Annotated in this window: 17 protein-coding genes; 12 read left to right on the top strand and 5 right to left on the bottom strand. The window is 71.2% G+C overall.

Features of this window, described 5'->3' with window-relative positions; translation table 11 throughout:
• Together MKK52_RS01535 and MKK52_RS01530 are read left to right on the top strand one after the other, a co-directional pair.
• The coding region (locus MKK52_RS01535; RefSeq protein ID WP_243951983.1) for a methyl-accepting chemotaxis protein at nt 1–861 on the top strand (861 nt) is incomplete at its 5' end.
• Nucleotides 862–945: 84 nt separating this feature from the next.
• Nucleotides 946–1830: a LysR substrate-binding domain-containing protein gene (locus tag MKK52_RS01530; protein WP_243951982.1), complete on the top strand. Its 885-nt coding sequence runs from the start codon at nt 946–948 to the stop codon at nt 1828–1830.
• Between the two features lie 56 nt (nt 1831–1886).
• Here the strand turns inward: MKK52_RS01530 and MKK52_RS01525 are convergent, their stop codons facing one another.
• Nucleotides 1887–2216 (bottom strand): type II toxin-antitoxin system HicB family antitoxin, encoded by a 330-nt coding sequence (locus MKK52_RS01525; protein ID WP_243951981.1) that lies wholly within the window; start codon nt 2214–2216, stop codon nt 1887–1889.
• Nucleotides 2213–2473, bottom strand: coding sequence for a type II toxin-antitoxin system HicA family toxin (locus MKK52_RS01520; protein ID WP_243951980.1), 261 nt, complete (start codon nt 2471–2473; stop codon nt 2213–2215). The genes MKK52_RS01525 and MKK52_RS01520 overlap by 4 nt, the downstream gene beginning before the upstream one ends.
• 170 nt (nt 2474–2643) lie before the next feature.
• Between MKK52_RS01520 and MKK52_RS01515 the strand changes: the two genes are divergently transcribed.
• Both MKK52_RS01515 and MKK52_RS01510 read left to right on the top strand, forming a co-directional pair.
• Nucleotides 2644–4332, top strand: coding sequence for a thiamine pyrophosphate-binding protein (locus MKK52_RS01515; protein ID WP_313898720.1), 1689 nt, complete (start codon nt 2644–2646; stop codon nt 4330–4332).
• 272 nt (nt 4333–4604) lie between these two features.
• Nucleotides 4605–6587 (top strand): acyl CoA:acetate/3-ketoacid CoA transferase, encoded by a 1983-nt coding sequence (locus tag MKK52_RS01510; protein WP_243951978.1) that lies wholly within the window; start codon nt 4605–4607, stop codon nt 6585–6587.
• Here the strand turns inward: MKK52_RS01510 and MKK52_RS01505 are convergent.
• A complete protein-coding gene (locus tag MKK52_RS01505; RefSeq protein WP_243951977.1) occupies nt 6584–7912 on the bottom strand; it encodes an Nramp family divalent metal transporter in 1329 nt (442 codons plus the stop codon). The two genes, MKK52_RS01510 and MKK52_RS01505, sit on opposite strands and share 4 nt — an antisense overlap.
• A gap of 140 nt (nt 7913–8052) precedes the next feature.
• Between MKK52_RS01505 and mntR the strand changes: the two genes are divergently transcribed.
• Genes mntR through MKK52_RS01490 form a run of 3 tightly spaced genes read left to right on the top strand, consistent with a single transcriptional unit; the run spans nt 8053 to nt 9170 of the window.
• Nucleotides 8053–8511, top strand: a complete 459-nt coding sequence (gene mntR, locus MKK52_RS01500; protein WP_243951976.1) for a manganese-binding transcriptional regulator MntR — start codon at nt 8053–8055, stop codon at nt 8509–8511.
• A 39-nt stretch (nt 8512–8550) separates the two neighbouring features.
• Nucleotides 8551–8814, top strand: coding sequence for a DUF4926 domain-containing protein (locus tag MKK52_RS01495; protein WP_243951975.1), 264 nt, complete (start codon nt 8551–8553; stop codon nt 8812–8814).
• Nucleotides 8811–9170, top strand: coding sequence for a DUF6883 domain-containing protein (locus tag MKK52_RS01490; protein ID WP_243951974.1), 360 nt, complete (start codon nt 8811–8813; stop codon nt 9168–9170). Before MKK52_RS01495 ends, MKK52_RS01490 begins: the two co-directional genes overlap by 4 nt.
• A gap of 7 nt (nt 9171–9177) precedes the next feature.
• Here MKK52_RS01490 and MKK52_RS01485 read toward each other — a convergent pair whose 3' ends face one another.
• The gene (locus MKK52_RS01485) at nt 9178–10362 is read right to left on the bottom strand and encodes a putative zinc-binding metallopeptidase (RefSeq protein ID WP_243951973.1); all 1185 of its coding nucleotides are present in this window, start codon (nt 10360–10362) and stop codon (nt 9178–9180) included.
• A 205-nt stretch (nt 10363–10567) separates the two neighbouring features.
• Between MKK52_RS01485 and MKK52_RS01480 the strand changes: the two genes are divergently transcribed.
• The 5 genes from MKK52_RS01480 to MKK52_RS01460 all read left to right on the top strand — a co-directional run bounded on the left by MKK52_RS01480 (nt 10568) and on the right by MKK52_RS01460 (nt 17907).
• Entirely contained in the window at nt 10568–13834 is a 3267-nt protein-coding gene (locus MKK52_RS01480) for a DUF2126 domain-containing protein (RefSeq protein ID WP_243951972.1), read from the top strand.
• Nucleotides 13831–16359 carry a circularly permuted type 2 ATP-grasp protein gene (locus tag MKK52_RS01475; protein WP_243951971.1) on the top strand — a complete coding sequence of 843 codons (2529 nt, stop codon included), beginning with the start codon at nt 13831–13833 and terminating at the stop codon, nt 16357–16359. The genes MKK52_RS01480 and MKK52_RS01475 overlap by 4 nt, the downstream gene beginning before the upstream one ends.
• 34 nt (nt 16360–16393) lie before the next feature.
• Entirely contained in the window at nt 16394–17293 is a 900-nt protein-coding gene (locus MKK52_RS01470; RefSeq protein ID WP_243951970.1) for a transglutaminase family protein, read from the top strand.
• A gap of 69 nt (nt 17294–17362) precedes the next feature.
• On the top strand, nt 17363–17587 hold the full coding sequence (locus MKK52_RS01465) for an antitoxin MazE family protein (protein ID WP_243951969.1): 225 nt from the start codon (nt 17363–17365) through the stop codon (nt 17585–17587).
• Entirely contained in the window at nt 17584–17907 is a 324-nt protein-coding gene (locus MKK52_RS01460; protein WP_243951968.1) for a type II toxin-antitoxin system PemK/MazF family toxin, read from the top strand. The genes MKK52_RS01465 and MKK52_RS01460 overlap by 4 nt, the downstream gene beginning before the upstream one ends.
• 3 nt (nt 17908–17910) lie before the next feature.
• On the opposite strand, the gene MKK52_RS01455 is transcribed toward MKK52_RS01460, so the two are convergent.
• Complete coding sequence (locus MKK52_RS01455) at nt 17911–18459, bottom strand: c-type cytochrome, methanol metabolism-related (protein WP_243951967.1); 549 nt, start codon at nt 18457–18459, stop codon at nt 17911–17913.
• Between the last annotated feature and the right edge of the window lie 9 nt (nt 18460–18468).

Raw genomic sequence — 18468 nt, 5'->3', positions numbered from 1 at the left:
GCCGCCCGCGAGCGCAAGCGCACCATGGTCGAGCTCGCCGACGGGTTCGAGGCGGCGGTCGGCGGCATCGTCGGCATGGTCTCCTCCTCGGCCACCGAGTTGCAGGCGACCGCCCAGCAGATGAGCTCCGCCGCCGGAGAGACCGCCGCGCAATCGACCACCGTCGCGGCGGCCGCCGAGGAGGCCGCCTCGAACGTCGGCACCGTCGCGGCGGCGGCGGAGGAACTCGGCACCTCGGTGCAGGAGATCGGCCGGCAGGTGCACGGCTCGGCGACGCTGGCCCAGGCCGCCGTGGGCGAGGCCGACCAGACGGCCGCCCTGGTCCAGGCCCTGCGCCAGACCTCGGCGCGGATCGGCGACATGGTCGGGCTGATCTCGAACATCGCGAGCCAGACCAACCTGCTCGCGCTGAACGCGACCATCGAGGCCGCCCGCGCGGGCGAGGCGGGCCGCGGCTTCGCCGTGGTCGCGGCGGAAGTGAAGGAGCTGGCCAACCAGACCGCCAAGGCGACCGACGAGATCGGCAGCCAGATCGGCGAGATCCAGGGGGTGACGGATCAGGCGGTGTCGGCGATCGGCGCGATCACGGGGCGGATCCGCGAGATCAACAGCGTGGCGACGTCCATCGCGGCGGCGGTGGAGCAGCAGGGGGCGGCGACGCAGGAGATCGTGCGCAACGTGGCCCAGGCCTCGGCCGGCACCTCGGAGGTGACGAGCAACATCGTGGGCGTGGCGCGGGCCTCGGAGGATACCGGCGCGGCGGCGCAGCAGGTCCTGTCGGCGTCGGGCGAATTGTCCCGCCAGTCCGAGCACCTGACGGCCGAGGTCGCGCGCTTCCTCACCACCGTCCGCGCGGCTTGATTTCATCCGCGTCCCTGCCCGACAAGCGTCCCCGCCCACGGGCGGGGACGGCACTCGCGACGTCGGGGGAAGGACAGCCCTGCGATGTTCCGTTTCGACCTCGTGGATCTCGGCCTGTTCCGGCACGTGGTGGAGGCCGGCTCCATCACCCATGGAGCGCAGCGCGCCAACCTCGCCCTCGCCGCCGCCTCGGCACGGGTCCGGGCGATGGAGGACAGCCTCGGCACGGCCCTGCTCGTCCGGGGCCGGCAGGGGGTGAGCCCCACGGCGGCGGGACGGGCGCTGCTCGGCCACGCCCGCGCGATCCTCGCCGGCACCGAGCGCCTGCGGGAGGAGATGGCGACCTATTCCGGCGGCGCCGCCGGGCAGATCCGGGTGGTGGCCAACACCCACGCGCTGATCGAATTCCTGCCGGCTCCCCTCGCGGATTTCCTCGCCTCGCATCCCGGCATCGCCGTCGAGATCGAGGAGCGCACCTCGGACGAGATCGTCGGGCTGGTGGCGGAAGGCGCGGCGGATTTCGGGCTCCTCTCCGGCACGGTCGACACGGGGGGGCTCGCGACCTTCCCGTTCCGGGAGGACCGCTTCGTCCTCGTGGCGGCGCGGGGCGATCCGCTGGCCGACCGCGCGGAGGTCGCCCTGGCCGACGTGCTGGAGCGCGACCTCGTGGGCCTCGACCGCCGCAGCGCGATCAGCCGCTTCCTCGTCGAGAAGGCGGCCCGGGCGGGGCGGCCGATGCGCCTGCGGGCGCAGCTGCGCGGCTTCGACGCCGTGTGCCGGCTGGTGGAGGCGCGGGTCGGCCTCGCGATCCTGCCCGAGAGCACGGCGCTCCGCGCGGCGCGCAGCCTTGCCCTCGCGGTGGTGCCCCTCTCCGATCCCTGGGCCCGCCGCGACCTGACCCTGTGCCTGCGCGACCTCGACGCCCTGCCGCCCTTCGTGCGCGACCTCATCGAAACGCTGCGCGCGTGAGACGGGGTGTCCAGAGGGCTGAGCCCTCTGGCGGGTGCAGGGCCGCGCCCTGCGTCTCACCCCGTGGCGCGTTCCAGCGTCCGCGCCACCCATTTGTTCAAGCTGACGCCGTCCCGCCGGGCGGCCGACGCCACGGCCCGGTGCAGGCCGGGTTGGACCCGCACGACGAACTGCCCGGAATAGGGCTTCTCCGGCTCCTCGCCGCGCTCGGCGCAGAACGCGAGGTAATCCTCGATGCTGTCGGCCAAAGCCTGCTTCAGCTCGGCCGCGGAACTGCCCTGGAAAGTGATCACGTCGCGGAGGTTCAGCACCTCGCCATGGAACAGCTCGGCCTCCTCATCGAAGTCGACGACGGCTTCATAGCCCTTGTAGTGCATCGTGGTCATGGCCGAATCTCCGCCTCGAGCAGGAAGCGCCGGACGGACTTCACCGCGCCCTTGTCGGTCTCCTTCTGCGGATGCGGCCGGTGGAACACCGCGCGCACGCCGTTCAGGGCGACCCTGACGCGGGATCCCCGTCCCTCCTCGATCTCCGCGCCGCACGCCGCCATCAGAGCCTCGATGTCGGTCCAGACGATGCCCGACCGCACCGGATCGGCGAACACCGCCTCGAGCGTCGCGCGGTGCCTCCCGCTGAGCCTCATTTAGTATCACCGTTCAGTATCACAATCCAGCATCCGCCGGACTCGGTTCCGGTATCCTACGCGGACAACGAAGCCCTGCCATGCCCAGGGGCGTTGCCCCTGGACCCCACCAAAGGGCTTGCCCTTTGGGAACCCCGGTCTAGCCTCGGGCCGGCTTTGGGGAACCCATGATGACCGTCACCACCGTCGAGGCCGCCGGGCGGCGCAGGGGCGCGGAACTGCTGGTGGAGGTGCTGCGCTCCGAGGGCGTGCGCTACATCTTCGGCAATCCCGGCACCACCGAATTGCCCCTCATCGACGCCCTCACCGAGGCGACGGACGTCGCCTACGTGCTCGCCCTGCAGGAGGCCACCGCCGTCGCCATGGCGGACGGCTACGCGCAGGGCGCCCGGCGCCCGGCCTTCCTCAACCTCCACACCGCCGGCGGCCTCGGCCACGGCATGGGCAGCCTCGTGAACTCCCAGGTCTCGGGCACGCCGCTCGTCGTCACCGCCGGCCAGCAGGACACCCGCCACGCCCTCACTGACCCGCTGCTGATGGGCGATCTCGTCGCCATCGCCGACCCGGTGGTGAAGTGGGCCCGGGAGGTGACCCGCCCGGACCAGATCCCGGTCCTCCTGCGCCGGGCCTTCCACGATTGCGCCGCCGCGCCCTCGGGGCCCGTCTTCCTCTCCCTGCCCATGGACGTCATGGACGCGCTGACCGACGTCCCGGCCGGCGAGACCTCGACCATCGACCAGCGAGCCGTGGCGGGCTCCCTCGACCGGCTGGCCGAGAAGCTCGCCGCCGTGGCGCCGGGGCGCCTCGCCCTCATCGCGGGCGACGAGATCGATTCCTCCGACGCCGCCGCACAGACCGTGGCACTCGCCGACCTGCTCGCCGCGCCGGTCTACGGCTCATCCTGGCCCGCCCACATCCCGTTCCCCACGAGCCATCCCCTCTGGGCCGGCAACCTGCCGACCCGGGCCGATTCCATCGCGGCGATCCTCGGGCGCTACGACGCCGTCTTCGCGCTCGGCGGCAAGTCGCTCATCACCGTGCTCTACTCGGAGGGTTCGGCGGTGCCGCCGGGCACCGCCGTGTTCCAGCTCTCGGCCGACGTGCGCGACCTCGGCCGCACCTACGCCACCGCCCTCTCGACGGTGGGCGACATCCGCGCCTCGCTGGACGCGCTGCTGCCGCTCCTCGCCCCCCGCCTCGCCGACCAGGCGGAGGCCTTCGCCGCGCTGCGCGAGCAGGCGGTGGCCGCGCAGGCCGAACGCCGCCGGAGGCTCCACGCGGCGGCCGACGCCGCCTTCGAGGATCCGGTGATCGATCCCCTGGCGGCGGCCCGCGAGGTCGCCCGCGCGGTCGGCGCGCAGACCCCGATCATCGACGAGGCGCCCGCGACGCTCACCCACCTGCGCACCTTCCTCGACAGCCCCTCCGTCCACCAATACGCGGCGATGCGCGGGGGCGTGCTGGGCTGGGGGATGCCGGCGGCGGTGGGGTTCTCGCTGGGCATCGACCGGGCGCCGGTGGTCTGCGTCGTGGGTGACGGGGCGGCGATGTATTCGCCCCAGGCCCTCTGGACCGCCGCGCACGAGAAGCTGCCCGTCACCTTCGTGGTGATCAACAACGCCGAGTACAACATCCTCAAGACCTTCATGAAGGGCCAGTCGCACTACGCCTCGGCGCGGGCGAACCGCTTCATCGCCATGGACCTCACCGACCCGCGCATCGACTTCCCAGCGCTCGCCGCCTCCATGGGCGTGCCGGCGCGGCGCGTCACCCGCGCCGCCGACATCGCGCCCGCCATCGAGGCCAGCATCGCCTCGGGCCGGGCGAACCTCGTTGAGGTCGTGGTGCGGGCGGGGTGACGGTTCGCGCCCCGGCTCCGCAATTTTTATGACGGCGCGTCGAAGAGTTTTTCAGCGGCGCATTGGGTCGGAATAGGTGTATTGTCGGGGCAATAGGCCCCGGTTTCGTGCAACGCGAAAAACAACGGTGCGCCGCAACGACGATTGCATTCGGAATGCAGTCATTCGCGCGGCGGATTCTTCCAAGGCGCCGCGCGGCCTCACGACGACACGTCCGGCGGACGGGGACCACCCCGCCCACCGACCGGATGTCAGGGAGGATCGGCAGGTCCATGAGGAAGAACAAGGTCATCTCCGCGGACGAGGCCATCGCCCTGGTCCGCGTGAACGACGTGGTGACCACCACGGGCTTCGTGCAGAGCTGCATCCCGGAGGCGCTGCATGCCGCCCTGGAGAAGCGCTTCGTCGAGACCGGATCGCCCCGGGGCCTGACCCTGATCATGACGGCCGGCGCGGGCGACAGCAAAGGGCTCGGCACCGGGCGCCTGCACCACGACGGCCTGCTCTCGCGGGTGATCGCCGCCAATTTCGGGCGGATGCCGAAGGTGGCCAAGGCCGCGCAGGACAACCTGATCCGCGGCTACAACCTGCCCCAGGGGGTGATCTCGCAACTCTACCGCGCCTGCGCCGCCGGCCAGCCGGGCCTGTTCTCGAAGGTGGGGCTCCAGACCTACGTCGATCCCCGCCATGGCGGCGGCAAGGTCAACGACCTGACCACCGACGACATCGTCAAGCTCGTGGAGGTCGATGGCGAGGAATGGCTGTTCTACACCGCCACCAAGATCGACGTGGCCTTCATCCGCGCCACCTCGGCGGACCCGTCCGGCAACCTCTCCTACGAGAAGGAGGCGCTGACGCTCGACTGCCTCGCCCAGGCGATGGCCGCGCGCAACAACGGCGGCATCGTCATCGCGCAGGTCGAGCGCATCGTCGATGACGGCTACCTGCTGCCCAAGGACGTGCGGGTGCCGGGCATCCTCGTGGATTGCGTCGTGGTCGCCGAGCCCGAGATGCACCGCATGAACTACGGCGTCATGCACGACGCGGCGCTCGCGGGCGAGATCCGGGTGCCGGTCACCGGCATCAAGCGGATGCCGCTGAACGAGCGCAAGATCATCGCCCGCCGGGCGGCCTTCGAACTGCCGCCGAACGGCGTCGTGAACCTCGGCGTCGGCGCGCCGGAGGGCATCTCCTCGGTGGCGAACGAGGAGAAGGTCACCCCCTACATCACCCTCACCACCGAGGCGGGGGCGGTGGGCGGCGTCCTCGCCTCGGGGTCGAGCTTCGGCGCGGCCACGAACGCCGACTGCATCATCGACCAGAACCAGATGTTCGACTTCTACGACGGCGGCGGCCTCGACATGACCTGCCTCGGCATGGCCGAGTGCGACGCCCTCGGCAACGTCAACACCTCGAAGTTCGGCGGCAAGCTGAACGGCTGCGGCGGCTTCATCAACATCTCGCAGAACGCCCGCACCGTGGTCTTCGCAGGCACCTTCACCGCCGGCGGGCTGGAGATCGCCGTCGAGGACGGGCAGTTGCGCATCGTCACGGAGGGCCGGGCGCGCAAGTTCGTGACGGCGGTGCAGCAGAACACCTTCTCCGGCCCCTACGCCGTGCAGCGCTCGCAACCGGTGCTCTACGTGACGGAGCGCTGCGTCTTCCAATTGACGCCGGAGGGGCTGGAACTGATCGAGGTGGCGCCGGGCATCGACGTCGAGCGCGACATCCTCGCCCACATGGATTTCGCCCCCGTAGTGCGCAGCCCCGTGCCGATGGACCCGCGCATCTTTCGCGAGGAGCCGATGGAGCTGGCCTCCGACCTGCTCAACCTCGATCTGAAGTCGCGGGTGAGCTACGACGGCGAGCGCAACATCCTCTTCGTCAACCTGGAAGGCTGGTACTGCCGGGTGAAGGGCGACATGGACGAGTTGCGCCTCACCATCGTGGACGCGTGCCGGAAGGCGGGCCAGCGGGTCAACGCCGTGATCAACCACGACGGGTTCCGCCTGAACGACAACCTCGTCGACGATTACGCCGGGATGATCCAGTATCTCCAGGCGAACTACTACGCGACCACCACCCGCTACGCGACGAGCGCCTTCCTGCGCCTGAAGATGGAGGAGGCCCTGACGAAGCGCGGGGTGGCGCCGCACGTCTTCGAGCGCAAGGAGGAGGCACAGGCCTTCGTCAGCAGCACGGAGGACCGGAAGGCCCGCAAGCGCATCTCCCCCGCCGTCGCGTCGGCGGCCTAATCCGCCAACCCCGGCACCGGCACCCCGAACGCCTGGGCGAGCAGCACCACGTTGAGCGCCAGCACCACCGCCGCCCCGGCGGTGGCGGCGGCCCTGGTCCAGGGTCCGTTGGCGAAGGACCCCATCACGCTGGTCCGGCTCGTGAACACCACGAGGGCGATCATCGGTACCGGCAGGGCGAGCGACAGCACCACCTGGCTCAGCACCAGCGCCCGCGTCGGATCGACCCCCGCCGCGACCACGACGAAGGCCGGGACCATGGTGGCGAGGCGGCGGACGAGGAGGGGAATCCGCCAGCCGGTGAAGCCCTGCATCACCATCTGCCCGGCCAGCGTGCCCACCACCGAGGACGACACGCCCGAGGCGATGAGCGAGACGAGGAAGGCCCCCGCCGCCGCCGGGCCGAGCAGGGGCGTCAGCGTCTTGTACGCCTCCTGGATCTCGGCCACCTCGCTGTGGCCGGCATGGAAGGCCGAGGCCGCCGTGATCACCATCGCCATGTTGACGAGGCCCGCCAGCGCCAGGGCGATCAGCACCTCCCGGTCGGAGAAGCGCACGAGGAGACGGCGGTCGGCCTCGTTGCGCGGGGCGCCGCGCCCCTGGGTCAGGCCGGAATGCAGGAACAGGGCGTGGGGCATCACCGTGGCGCCGATGATCCCGACCGCGATGGTCAGGGCCTCGGCGTCGGGAATCCTCGGGGTGACGAGCCCCTTGGCCGCCTCGCCCCAGGCGACGGGGGCGATCAGCAATTCCGCCGCGTAGCAGAGCCCGATCGTGCCGACCATCGCGCCGATGGCGATCTCCAGCGGCCGGAACCCCCGGTTCTCCAGCATCAGGATCGCGTAGGTGACCACCGCCGTGATCGCCATCCCCGCCATCAGCGGGATGCCGGCGAGGAGCGACAGGCCGATGGCCCCGCCCAGGAACTCTGCGAGGTCGGTCGCCATCGCCGCGATCTCGCTGACGCCCCAGGCGGCCAGCCGCCAGGGGCGGGGCATGGCCTCGCGGCAATGCTCGGCGAGATGCTTGCCGGTGACGATCCCGAGCCGGGCCGAGAGGGCCTGGAACAGCATCGCGGTCAGGTTCGCCGCCAGCACCACCCAGAGCAGGCTGTAGCCGTAGCGGGCGCCGGCCTGGATGTTCGTCGCGAAGTTGCCGGGGTCCATGTAGGCGATGGAGGCCGTCACCGCCGGCCCCGCGAAGAGCAGGAACCGGGCGCGCCCGCCCGGCCGCCCATCGAGCACGGCGCGGATGCCGTCCTCCGTCGAACGGCTGAGCGCGCCCTCGGCCCGCTTCTCCGCCACGGCGAGATCGCCTGCCGCCATGCCCGTCCAATCCTCTTCGTATAGCATCGGCTATATAGAAAAGCCGAGGCTCGCGGCAAGGGCTTTCACCGGCTTGGCGGATTGCAACGGGCTTGGCGCTCGCTCTAAGGACGGGGTGGGGCTCGGACGGAGGCGATCGGATGCAGGAAGCGGACTCCTCCGGCCGGAACGAGACCGCGCTCGTCGATCCCGAGCGCCATGTCGAGAGCTTCCGGCAGGCGCGCGAGGCGCGGCGGCTGGAACTGGTCGAGGATTACGTCGAGCTGATCGACGACCTGATCGGCGACGGCGGCGAGGCGCGGCAGGTGGACATCGCGGCCCGCCTCGGGGTGGCGCAGCCGACCGTCGCCAAGATGCTGAAGCGCCTGTGCGACGAGGGGCTGGTGCAGCAGCGGCCCTATCGCGGGGTGTTCCTGACGGAAGCCGGCAAGCGGCTCGCGGGCGAGGCGCGGGAGCGCCACCGCATCGTGGAGCGCTTCCTCTGCGCCCTCGGCGTCAGCCCCGAGACCGCCCGCCGCGACGCCGAGGGCATCGAGCACCATGTCAGCGCCGAGACGCTGGAGGCGTTCCGGGCCTTTGCCGAGGGGCGGCGGGGGTGACGCGTTGCATTCGGCCGGGGAAGGATTATTCTCCGCGGCATGGGTGTACGGCTGACGACATCGACGACGCCTGCTTACGGCGACCGCGGACTCGACGAGCCCGTGCGCGAACTCGACCGCGTGCGTGTGCTCCGGCCCGTCGCGGGGGATGACGACCTAGTGGTGCCGGAAGGCGCCACCGGAACCGTCGTGGCGATCTACGCCGATGGCGAGGCCTTCGAAGTCGAGTTCACCGATCCGGTTGATACACTCGCGACTGTCGATGCCGCCGCCCTACGCCTCGTGGAGCGCGCGGCGAGGTGACGGATTGGGACGAGTGGCCGCGAAGGTTTCACATCGCCCCGGCCAAGATTACGGACTACCTGCTCAACCCCGATCACAGGGATGGCGCCGCGAAGTGTCGTTTTCTCGCGGCATTCGGCTTCGAACCCGGCAAGCCGGACGACCTGACCCGGGCTCTGTTCGACCATAGCCGGCACAGCAACTTTCGGGGCTGGGTGCAGGCGCACCGGGCCGTGAAGCTCTACTTCGAAGGGCCCTTGGCCGCCGTTAGGGGACCCGCCCCTCGGGTCAGGACCGTCTGGCAAGTCGATGAGGCCGACGCGTCGAGGACGGCCCGCTTCATCACCCTGAAGCCGCTTCCGCGCCCGCGTCAGTGATCCCCCCTCACACTGTCGGCGCGGCGACCTTCTGGCGGAGGCCGGTGATGACCGCGCGGAGGATGTCCGCCTCGGCCTCGTCGGGGGTGGGCATCACGCCGACCCGGGCGGAGTAGATGCGCTCGTGGACGAAGGCGAGCTTGGCGATCACCGCCGGCGTCAGCTTGAACGGGTAGAGCGCCGGCTGGCCCATGCTGCTCGACAGGGAATTCACCGCGTAGGTCAGCGGCAGCCACGCCTCGATCAGCCGGTCGAGGTCGGCCGTGTCGTAGGGGTCGAAATCGATCACCGTCGGCGCCTGGGGGCCATGGCGCAGGCGCGGCCGCACATGCAGCTCGAAGGTCGAGGCGGTCTCGATCGTGTCGACGATGTGCAGGTAGTGGGCGAAGGTCTCGGCGAAATCCTCCCACGGATGGGCGGTGGCGTAGGCCGAGACGTAGCTGCCCTCCCAATCGGGCGGGGCGCCCCCGGCGTAATGGGTCCGCAGGGCCTGGACGTAGTTGCGCCGCTCGTCCCCGAACAGGTCCCTGAAAGTCTCCTCGACCGGGCTGTTCATCACCAGCAGGTACCAGAAATAATGCCCGATCTCGTGGCGGAAATGCCCGAGCAGGGTGCGGTAATGCTCGCCGAACAGGATCCGGCGCCGCTCGCGCTCGACGTCGTCCGCCTCCGCGATGTTCATGGTGATGAGGCCGTTGATGTGCCCCGTCAGCACGGGCGCCCCGGCGGCGTTCACCTCGGAGGGGTCGGCCAGGAAGTCGAAGGCGAGCCCGTCCGTGTATTGCTCGCGGGTGGCCAGCGGCAGTTCGAGGCGCAAGAGCGAGTAGAACAGCCGGTGCTTGGCCGCCTCGATCTGGCGCCAGCGGACGAGGTTCCACGGCAGGGTGAGGTCGGGCACCACGCGGTTGTGGCGGCAGCAGGTGCAGAAGATGTCCGGGCTGCCCTCCGGCACCAGCCAGTTGCAGGCGTTCCCGACGGCGTTCTGGCAATAGCGGTAGCGCGGCCCGGAATCGGCATAGGCGTGGAAGATCTGCGCGCCGCCCATCCGCGGATGCGCCGAGAAGCCGGCGGGCTCCAGCGCCGAGACCTCGTGCCGGGCGCAGACATAGCCGAGGCGCCGCTCACAGCTCTCGCAGCCGGTCGCCTCGAAGGTGACCGGCTGGTCGCAGGCCTGACACTGGAAGATCTTCATGGTCCGGGGTCCCAGGGGCCGGCACGCCGGCCCCGCGCGGTCAAGCGGAGGAGTAAGGCAAAGTTCCTGCCGGAGCGCGGGCCCACCATCCCCGCACGGAAATTGCTTTGCAACGTGGGCTTGCCGCATAACCGGAGGGTGCCGGGTCCGGTCCGCGCCACCCGTCCGAGATCCTGTGTGCGACATCCTGTGTGACGGAGCCCCCGTGTCGATCAAAGTCGCCCTGCACCACGTCACGCATTACCGCTACGACCGGCCGATCGGGCTCGGCCCCCAGGTGATCCGCCTGCGGCCGGCGCCGCATGCGCGCACGCAGGTGCCCGCCTACGCCCTGAAGGTCACGCCGCAGAACCACTTCATCAACTGGCAGCAGGATCCGAGCGGCAACTGGCTCGCCCGCCTCGTCTTCCCCGAGAAGACCGACGAGCTGCGGATCGAGGTCGATCTCACCGCCGAGATGGCGGTGATCAACCCGTTCGACTTCTTCGTGGAGGATTACGCGCAGACGCGGGGCTTCGCCTACGACCCGGACCTGCGCGAGGAACTCGCCCCCTATCTCGTCCCCGTCGATGCGGACGGGCCGGAGATCGAGGCGCTGCTCGCCCGCCTGCCGGCGGAGACCAACACCGTCCTGTTCCTCGTGGCCCTCAACGCGCTCATCGCGGGCGAGATCGCCTACGGCGTGCGCATGGAGCCGGGGGTGCAGACCCCCGCCGAGACCCTGACCCTGAAGAGCGGCTCCTGCCGCGATTCGGCGTGGCTGCTGGTGCAGGTGCTGCGCCGGATCGGCCTCGCGGCCCGGTTCGTCTCCGGCTACCTGATCCAGCTCGTGCCCGACACCACCGCCGTGGACGGCCCGACCGGCGCCTCCCAGGACTTCACCGACCTCCATGCCTGGGCGGAGGTCTACATCCCCGGCGCCGGCTGGGTCGGCATGGACGCCACCTCCGGCCTGCTCACGGGGGAGGGGCACATTCCCCTCGCCGCCACGCCGCATTACCGCTCGGCCGCGCCGATCTCCGGCCTCGCCGAGCCCGCCGAGACGACCTTCGACTTCGCCATGAGCCTCAGCCGCGTGGCCGAGGCGCCGCGGGTGACGAAGCCCTATTCCGAGGATGTCTGGACGGCGATGGACCGGCTCGGCGAAAAGGTCGATGCCGACCTCGCCAAGCAGGACGTGCGCCTGACCATGGGCGGCGAGCCCACCTTCGTCTCGATCGACGACTTCGAGGCGCCCGAGTGGAACATCTCCGCCGTCGGCCCGACCAAGCGCGGCTTGGCCGACCAGCTGATCCGGCGGCTTCGCGACCGTTTCGGGCCAGGGGGGCTGCTCCATTACGGCCAGGGCAAGTGGTATCCCGGCGAAAGCCTGCCGCGCTGGGCCTTCGCCCTCTACTGGCGCAAGGACGGCCAGCCCGTCTGGCGTGACGCCGCCCTGATCGCCCCCGAGGGCGGGACCGGCACGGCGACGATCACCCAGGCCAAGGCCTTCGCGGAGGCGCTCGCCGCCCGGCTCGGCCTCGAACGCTTCGTCTTCCCCGCCTTCGAGGACGGGGAGATCTGGGAGAAGAAGCGCGCCGAACTGCCCGTGAACGTGACGGTCGCGGCGGCGACCTCGGGCTCCGTCGAGTTCGACGCCCGGATCAAGCGGGTCTACGAGCGCGGCCTCGGGGAGGCGGCGGGCTACGTGCTGCCGCTGGCGAGCCTGCCCACCGGCAAGGACGGCGATGCCGACCGCGTCTGGATCTCGGAGGCCTGGGAGTTCGGGCGTGGCCACGCCCATCTCGTGCCGGGCGATTCCCCCGTGGGCTACCGGCTGCCGCTCTCCTCGCTGCCCTACGTGCCGCCGGAGCACTACCCCTATTACCAGCCGCAGGACCCGCTGGAGGACCGCGGCGCCCTGCCGGAGGGCAAGCCCGCGACCCACGCCAACGGCGGGGGCATCAGCGGCGTCGCCGTGCGCACAGCGCTGGCCGTCGAGCCCCGCGACGGGGTGATCCGGGTGTTCATGCCCCCCACCCAGCGGGCGGACGAATACCTCGAACTCGTGGCGCATCTCGAGGCCGTGGCGGCCGACCTGAAGCAGCCGATCCATGTCGAGGGCTACGAGCCGCCCTTCGACCCGCGCCTGTCGCTCATCAAGGTCACGCCCGATCCCGGCGTCATCGAGATCAACGTCCACCCGGCCGCCTCTTGGCGGGAGGCGGTCGACATCACCACCCACCTCTACGAGGAGGCCCGCCAGACCCGGCTGGGCGCCGAGAAGTTCATGACGGACGGCCGCCACACCGGCACGGGCGGCGGCAACCACGTGGTCCTCGGCGGCGTCACGCCGGACGATTCGCCGTTCCTGCGGCGGCCGGACTTGCTCAAGAGCATCGTGCTCTACTGGCAGCGCCACCCGGCCTTGTCCTACCTGTTCTCCGGCCTCTACATCGGCCCAACGAGCCAGGCGCCGCGCATCGACGAGGGCCGCCACGACGGCCTCTACGAGTTGGAGATCGCCCTGGCGCAGGTGCCGGCGCCGGACACGCCCAACATCCCCCGCTGGCTGGTCGACCGGCTGTTCCGCAACATCCTGATCGACGTCACCGGCAACACCCACCGGGCCGAGATCTGCATCGATAAGCTCTACTCGCCGGACGGCCCCACCGGCCGCCTCGGCCTGCTGGAGTTCCGCGCCTTCGAGATGCCGCCGGATGCGCGCATGTCCCTCGCGCAGCAGTTGTTGTTGCGGGCGCTGGTCGCGTGGCTGTGGCGGGAGCCGCAGCAGGGGGGCTGTGTCCGCTGGGGCACGAGCCTGCACGATCGCTTCATGCTCCCCCATTTCCTCTGGGCGGACTTCCTCGACGTGCTGGCAGACCTGCGCGGGGCGGGCTACGATTTCGATCCCACGGCGTTCGAGGCGCAGGCCCTGTTCCGCTTCCCGGTCTTCGGCACCGTGGAGCAGGGCGGGGTGCGGCTCGAACTGCGCCAGGCCCTGGAGCCCTGGCACGTGATGGGCGAGGAAGGGACGAGCGGGGGCACCGTGCGCTTCGTCGACAGTTCGGTCGAGCGTCTGCAGGTCAAGGTCGAGGGCTTCGTCCCCGGCCGGCACGTCGTCGCGTGCAACGGCCGCCGCCTGCCCATGACGAGCACCGGCCGGGCCGGGGAGGCGGTGGCGGGCCTGCGCTTCAAGGCGTGGCAGCCGGCCTCGTCGCTGCACCCGACGATCCCCGCCCACTCGCCGCTCACCTTCGACATCCTGGACACGTGGAGCGGGCGCTCGCTGGGCGGCTGCCGCTACCATGTCGCCCATCCGGGCGGGCGCAACTACGAGACCCATCCCGTCAACGCCTACGAGGCCGAGGGGCGCCGCCTCGCCCGGTTCCAGCCGAACGGCCACACGCCGGGCCGCGTCGCCATGCCGGCCGAGGAGGGGAGCGCCGAGTTCCCCCTGACCCTCGACCTGCGGACACCCGCGCCCCGATGAGCGCGGCGCTCGCGATCGGCCTCGAGCCGGGCGAGAGTCCGGCGCAGCGGGTCGCGCGCTGGACCGCCTCCTATCGTTCGCAGCCGGGCCTGCCCGACGAGTTCGTCGGGCCGGACGGGCAGCCCCGGGCGGTCTGGCGGCGGCTGCTCGAACGCCTCGGCGGGTTGCCCGAGGCCGAGATCATGGCCCGCTTCGTCTCGGCGGAGCGCCATATCCGCGACGCGGGCATCTCCTTCCGCATCGCGGGGGACCAGCGGGAGCATCCCTGGCCGCTGGGCTCCATGCCCCTGGTGATCGAGGCGGGCGAGTGGCGCGAGCTCCGCGCCGGCCTCATCCAGCGGGCCGAGTTGATGGAGGCGATCCTCACCGACGTCTACGGGCCGGGGGACCTCGTCGCCACCGGGCACCTGCCCGCCGCCATCGTGGCCGGCAGCCCGGACTTCCTGCATCCGCTGCACGGCGTGGCGCCCTCCGGCGGCCACCACCTGCGGCTCTACGCGGCCGATCTCGGGCGGGGCCCGGACGGGCGCTGGCAGGTGCTGGCCGACCGGACGCAGGCCCCCTCGGGCCTCGGCTGGGCGCTGGAGAACCGCATGGTCCTCGCCCGGACCTTCCCGGATTTCTTCCAGGATCTGCATGTCGAGCGCCTGCCCGGCTTCTTCCAGGCGTTCCGGGAGGGGCTGGCGCTCGGCGCCGAGCGCGCCGACCCGCGCATCTGCCTGCTGACCTCGGGCCCCTACAGCTCGACCTATGTCGAGCAGGCGGCGCTCGCCCGCTATCTCGGCCTGATGCTGGTGGAGGGCGACGACCTCGTCATGCAGGACGGGCGGCTGCATGTCCGCACCGTCTCCGGCCTCAAGCGCGCCGACGCCCTGTGGCGGCGGATCGACGCCGATTACCTCGATCCACTGGAACTGAACGCGACCTCGCGGCTCGGGGTGCCGGGGGTGCTCGACGCCCTGCGCAACGGCTCCCTGGTGATGGCCAACATGCCGGGTTCCGGCCTCGTGGAGTCGGCGGCGCTGACGCCGTATCTTGAGGGCCTGTGCCAGCGGCTACTCGGCGAACCCCTGCGCCTGTCCCATCCCAAGGCGTGGTGGTGCGGCGACCTCGAAGGGCTCGCCCATGTCCAGGCGAACCTCGACAACCTGATCCTGCGCCCCGCCGCGACGCCCCAGCGCGGGGCCGGGCGCGACGCGCTGCTCGCCCCCTCGGCGCTCGCCGCCGGGCGGGCGGCGGTGGTGGACGCCCTGCGCGACCGCCCCTTCGACACCGTCGCCCAGGAGCCCGCGCCGTTCTCGACCATGCCAGGCTGGGAGCGGGGCCCGGATGGGCTCTATCTCGTGCCGCGCCCCTTCGTGATGCGCGTCTTCGCGGCGCGCACCGCCGCCGGCTGGACGGTGATGCCCGGCGGGTTCTGCCGGATGGCCGAGCGGGACAACATCGATCCCCTGGAACTGCGCCTCGGCATCCGCTCGGCGGATGTGTGGGTCCTGTCCGACGAGCCCATCGCCACGCCGGTCATCGGCTCGCACGCGGCGCCCCGGGTGCGGCGCATCGGGGGCCATCTCCCCGCCCGGGCGGCGGACGGGCTGTACTGGTTCGGGCGCTACGCCGAGCGCGCGGAGGCCATCACCCGCCTGACCCTGGCGCATCTGCGCAGCGTCGGCGACGCGGTGGGGGCCGACATCTCCGGCTCGCCGGACGCCCCCGCCGCCCTGGCGATCCGCGCCCTCCTCGACGAATGGGCCTGCGTCGGCGCCGCCGACCTGCCCACCGCCGCCCTGGCGCAGGAGGCCCTGTGCGGGCGCGACCAGCCGGGCTCGGCGCGGGCGCACGTCACCTCCGCCCGCCGCAACGCCGCCGCCCTGCGGGCGCGCCTGTCCGGTGAGCTCTGGCGGGTGCTGGCCGACCTGTCGGAATTGCTCTCCCTCGACACGGAGCGCGCCTTCACGGAATCGCAGCTCGCCACGCGGGCCGAGCGGACGCTCAGCCACCTCGCGGCGCTGGCGGGGCTCGCCCACGAGAACACCAGCCGGGCCGAGGGCTGGCACTTCGCCGAACTCGGCCGGCGGATCGAGCGGGCGATCAACACCTGCACCTTCGCGCTGGCCTTCGCCAACGACGAGGCGACGCCGGGCTGCCTCGGGACGATGCTGGCCCTGGCGGATTCGCAGATCAGCTACGGCCGCCGCTATATGCAGGGTGCCGCCCTGGACCCCGTGCGGGACATGGTGCTCCTCGACCCCTACAACCCGCGCTCGATCGCCTTCCAGATGGAGGCCATCGTCCGCCACCTCTCGGAACTGCCCGCCCTGTCGGCGGACGGCATCCCCGAGCCCCATTGCCGGCTGGCGGGGCGGATCCTCGGCGACCTGAGGGCGGGGGAGGCGGCGGATTTCGACGCGGTGCGCCTGGCCGCCCTCGGCACCGACCTCGAACGTCTCGCCGACGGCATCGCCACCCGCTATTTCCCGACCTGGCCGCACGCGCCCCGTCAGGAAAAGCTGACGGGCCTCGCCTGATGGCCGCCCTCCTCACCGGATTCGCGGGCGCGGCATGATCTACACCCTGCGCCACCGCACCACCTACCGCTACGGCCGGGCGGTGAGCTTCGCCCGCTGCTCCCTGCGCCTCAAGCCGGCGGACGGGGAGGGGCAGAGCGTGCTGGCGAGCGCCGTCACCATCGATCCGAGCCCGACCCGTGCCGTGACCCGGCGGGACTATTTCGGCATCGAGTCGGTGGCGATCACCCTGGAGGCGCCGCATACGAGCTTCAGCGTCGAGGCCCTGTCCACGGTGCGGGTGGAGCGCCTGCCGCCGCCCGCGCCGGAGGAGGGCCTGGGCTGGGAGCGCGTCCGCGACGGGGCGGTGGCCGCCCGCGACATCGGGGGGCGGGCGCCGATCCACTTCCTGTTCCCGAGCGACCGGGCGCCGATCCTGCGCGACATCACGGACTATGCCCGTCCGAGCTTCACCCCCGGCCGCAGCGCCTACGGCGCGGCCCACGACCTGATGCTGCGCATCCGCGCCGACTTCCGCTTCGACGCGCGGGCGACCAACGTCCACACGCCGATCGCCGAGGCCTTCGCCGGCCGGGCCGGCGTCTGCCAGGACTTCGCCCACGTGATGATCGCGGCCCTGCGCGGCATGGGCCTGCCGGCGGCCTATGTCAGCGGCTACCTGCGCACGGTCCCGCCGCCCGGCCGCCCGCGCCTGCGCGGCGCCGACGCGAGCCATGCCTGGGTGGCGGTGTGGTGCGGGCAGATGTGGCACGGTCTCGACCCGACCAATGCCTGCGCCGTGCAGGACGACCACATCGTGGTAGCGCGGGGCCGCGACTACAACGACGTCGCCCCGATCGACGGCATCGTCAGCGGCTCCGGCCGCCAGCGCCTCAAGGTCGAGGTGGACGTCATCCCCGAGACCGAGATGCAGGATCTGGCCCTGGTGGGGTGAAAGAGCCCCAAAGACTCGTCACCGACCCACCTTTGTGTTACATGTAACGCAACGGTGGAAGGTGAGCCGATGCCCACAACCGTCAGTATGAGAGTGCGCAAGCGGCGGGACGCGTTGCGGGCTGCCGGACTGCGTCCGGTCCAGATCTGGGTCCCCGACACGCGTCGCCCCGGCTTTGCCGAGGAATGCCTTCGCCAGTCACGCGTGGTCGCTGCCGCCGATGCGGCCGATGTCGAACTCGACGATTTCCTCGACGCGGCCCTGGCCAATCTCGTGGATCCTCAAGACCCGTGAGACGGGGCGACCTCGTCACGGTCGCGCTTCAGGGCGATTTCGGCAAGCCGCGCCCGGCCCTCGTGATCCAATCCGATCAGTTCCCCGAGACCCACACGGTGACGGTCCTGCTCCTGTCGGGAACCCTGATCGACGCGCCGCTCCTCCGACCGACGATCCAGCCAAGCTCCCGGAACGGTCTCAAGAAGCCATCCCAGGTGCAGGTCGACAAGGTCATGACGGTCAAGCGCGACAGGATCGGCGCCCGGATCGGCCGCCTCGATGACGACACCCTGGTGGCGGTGACCCGCTCGCTGGTGCTGTTCCTCGGCCTGGGCTGACCCTCACTTCATGCACTCGTCCTCCGCCTTGGTGAAGGCGGCGGGCTTGGGCTCGTGCTCGGGGGGCCGGTTGCGGCCGACCGCGCCTTCGGCCCGGGCGCGAAGGTAGGTGTAGATGCCGGGCATGTAGCACATGACGTTCCGGTTATCGCCAAAGGCCGGCATGACCAGCTCCTGCGAGGCGTTCACGTCCTTCTTGCCGCCGACGATGATGCCGGCGAAATGCGCGTAGTCCATGCCCTTCAGGGCATCGACCAGGGACGGCGCGTAGGTCGAGCCCATGCCGTCCGGGCCGTGGCAGACGATGCAGTTGGCGTTGTACCGGAGGTAGCCCGACATCGTGTACCAATCGACCTTCTTGCCGCCGTCGGTGACGTGGTAGGTCGGGTCGCCGTTCTTGTCGGTGTATTGCCCGTCCTGGACCTTGGCCGGCTGGGTCGAGCCGAGGCTCTTGAGATCCGCCCCGCCGGACGGGTCCGCCGGGGTCGCCGCCAGGGCGGGCAGGGCGCCCGCCAGCAGGCATACGAGGCCGATGCAGCCGATGCCGCGCATTCCGTTCCT

This window comes from Methylobacterium sp. J-067, assembly GCF_022829465.1.
Taxonomy (GTDB): Bacteria; Pseudomonadota; Alphaproteobacteria; order Rhizobiales; family Beijerinckiaceae; genus Methylobacterium; species Methylobacterium litchii.
Note: the sequence above shows the minus strand (reverse complement) of the source record. Positions and strands in the feature narration are given on the sequence as shown.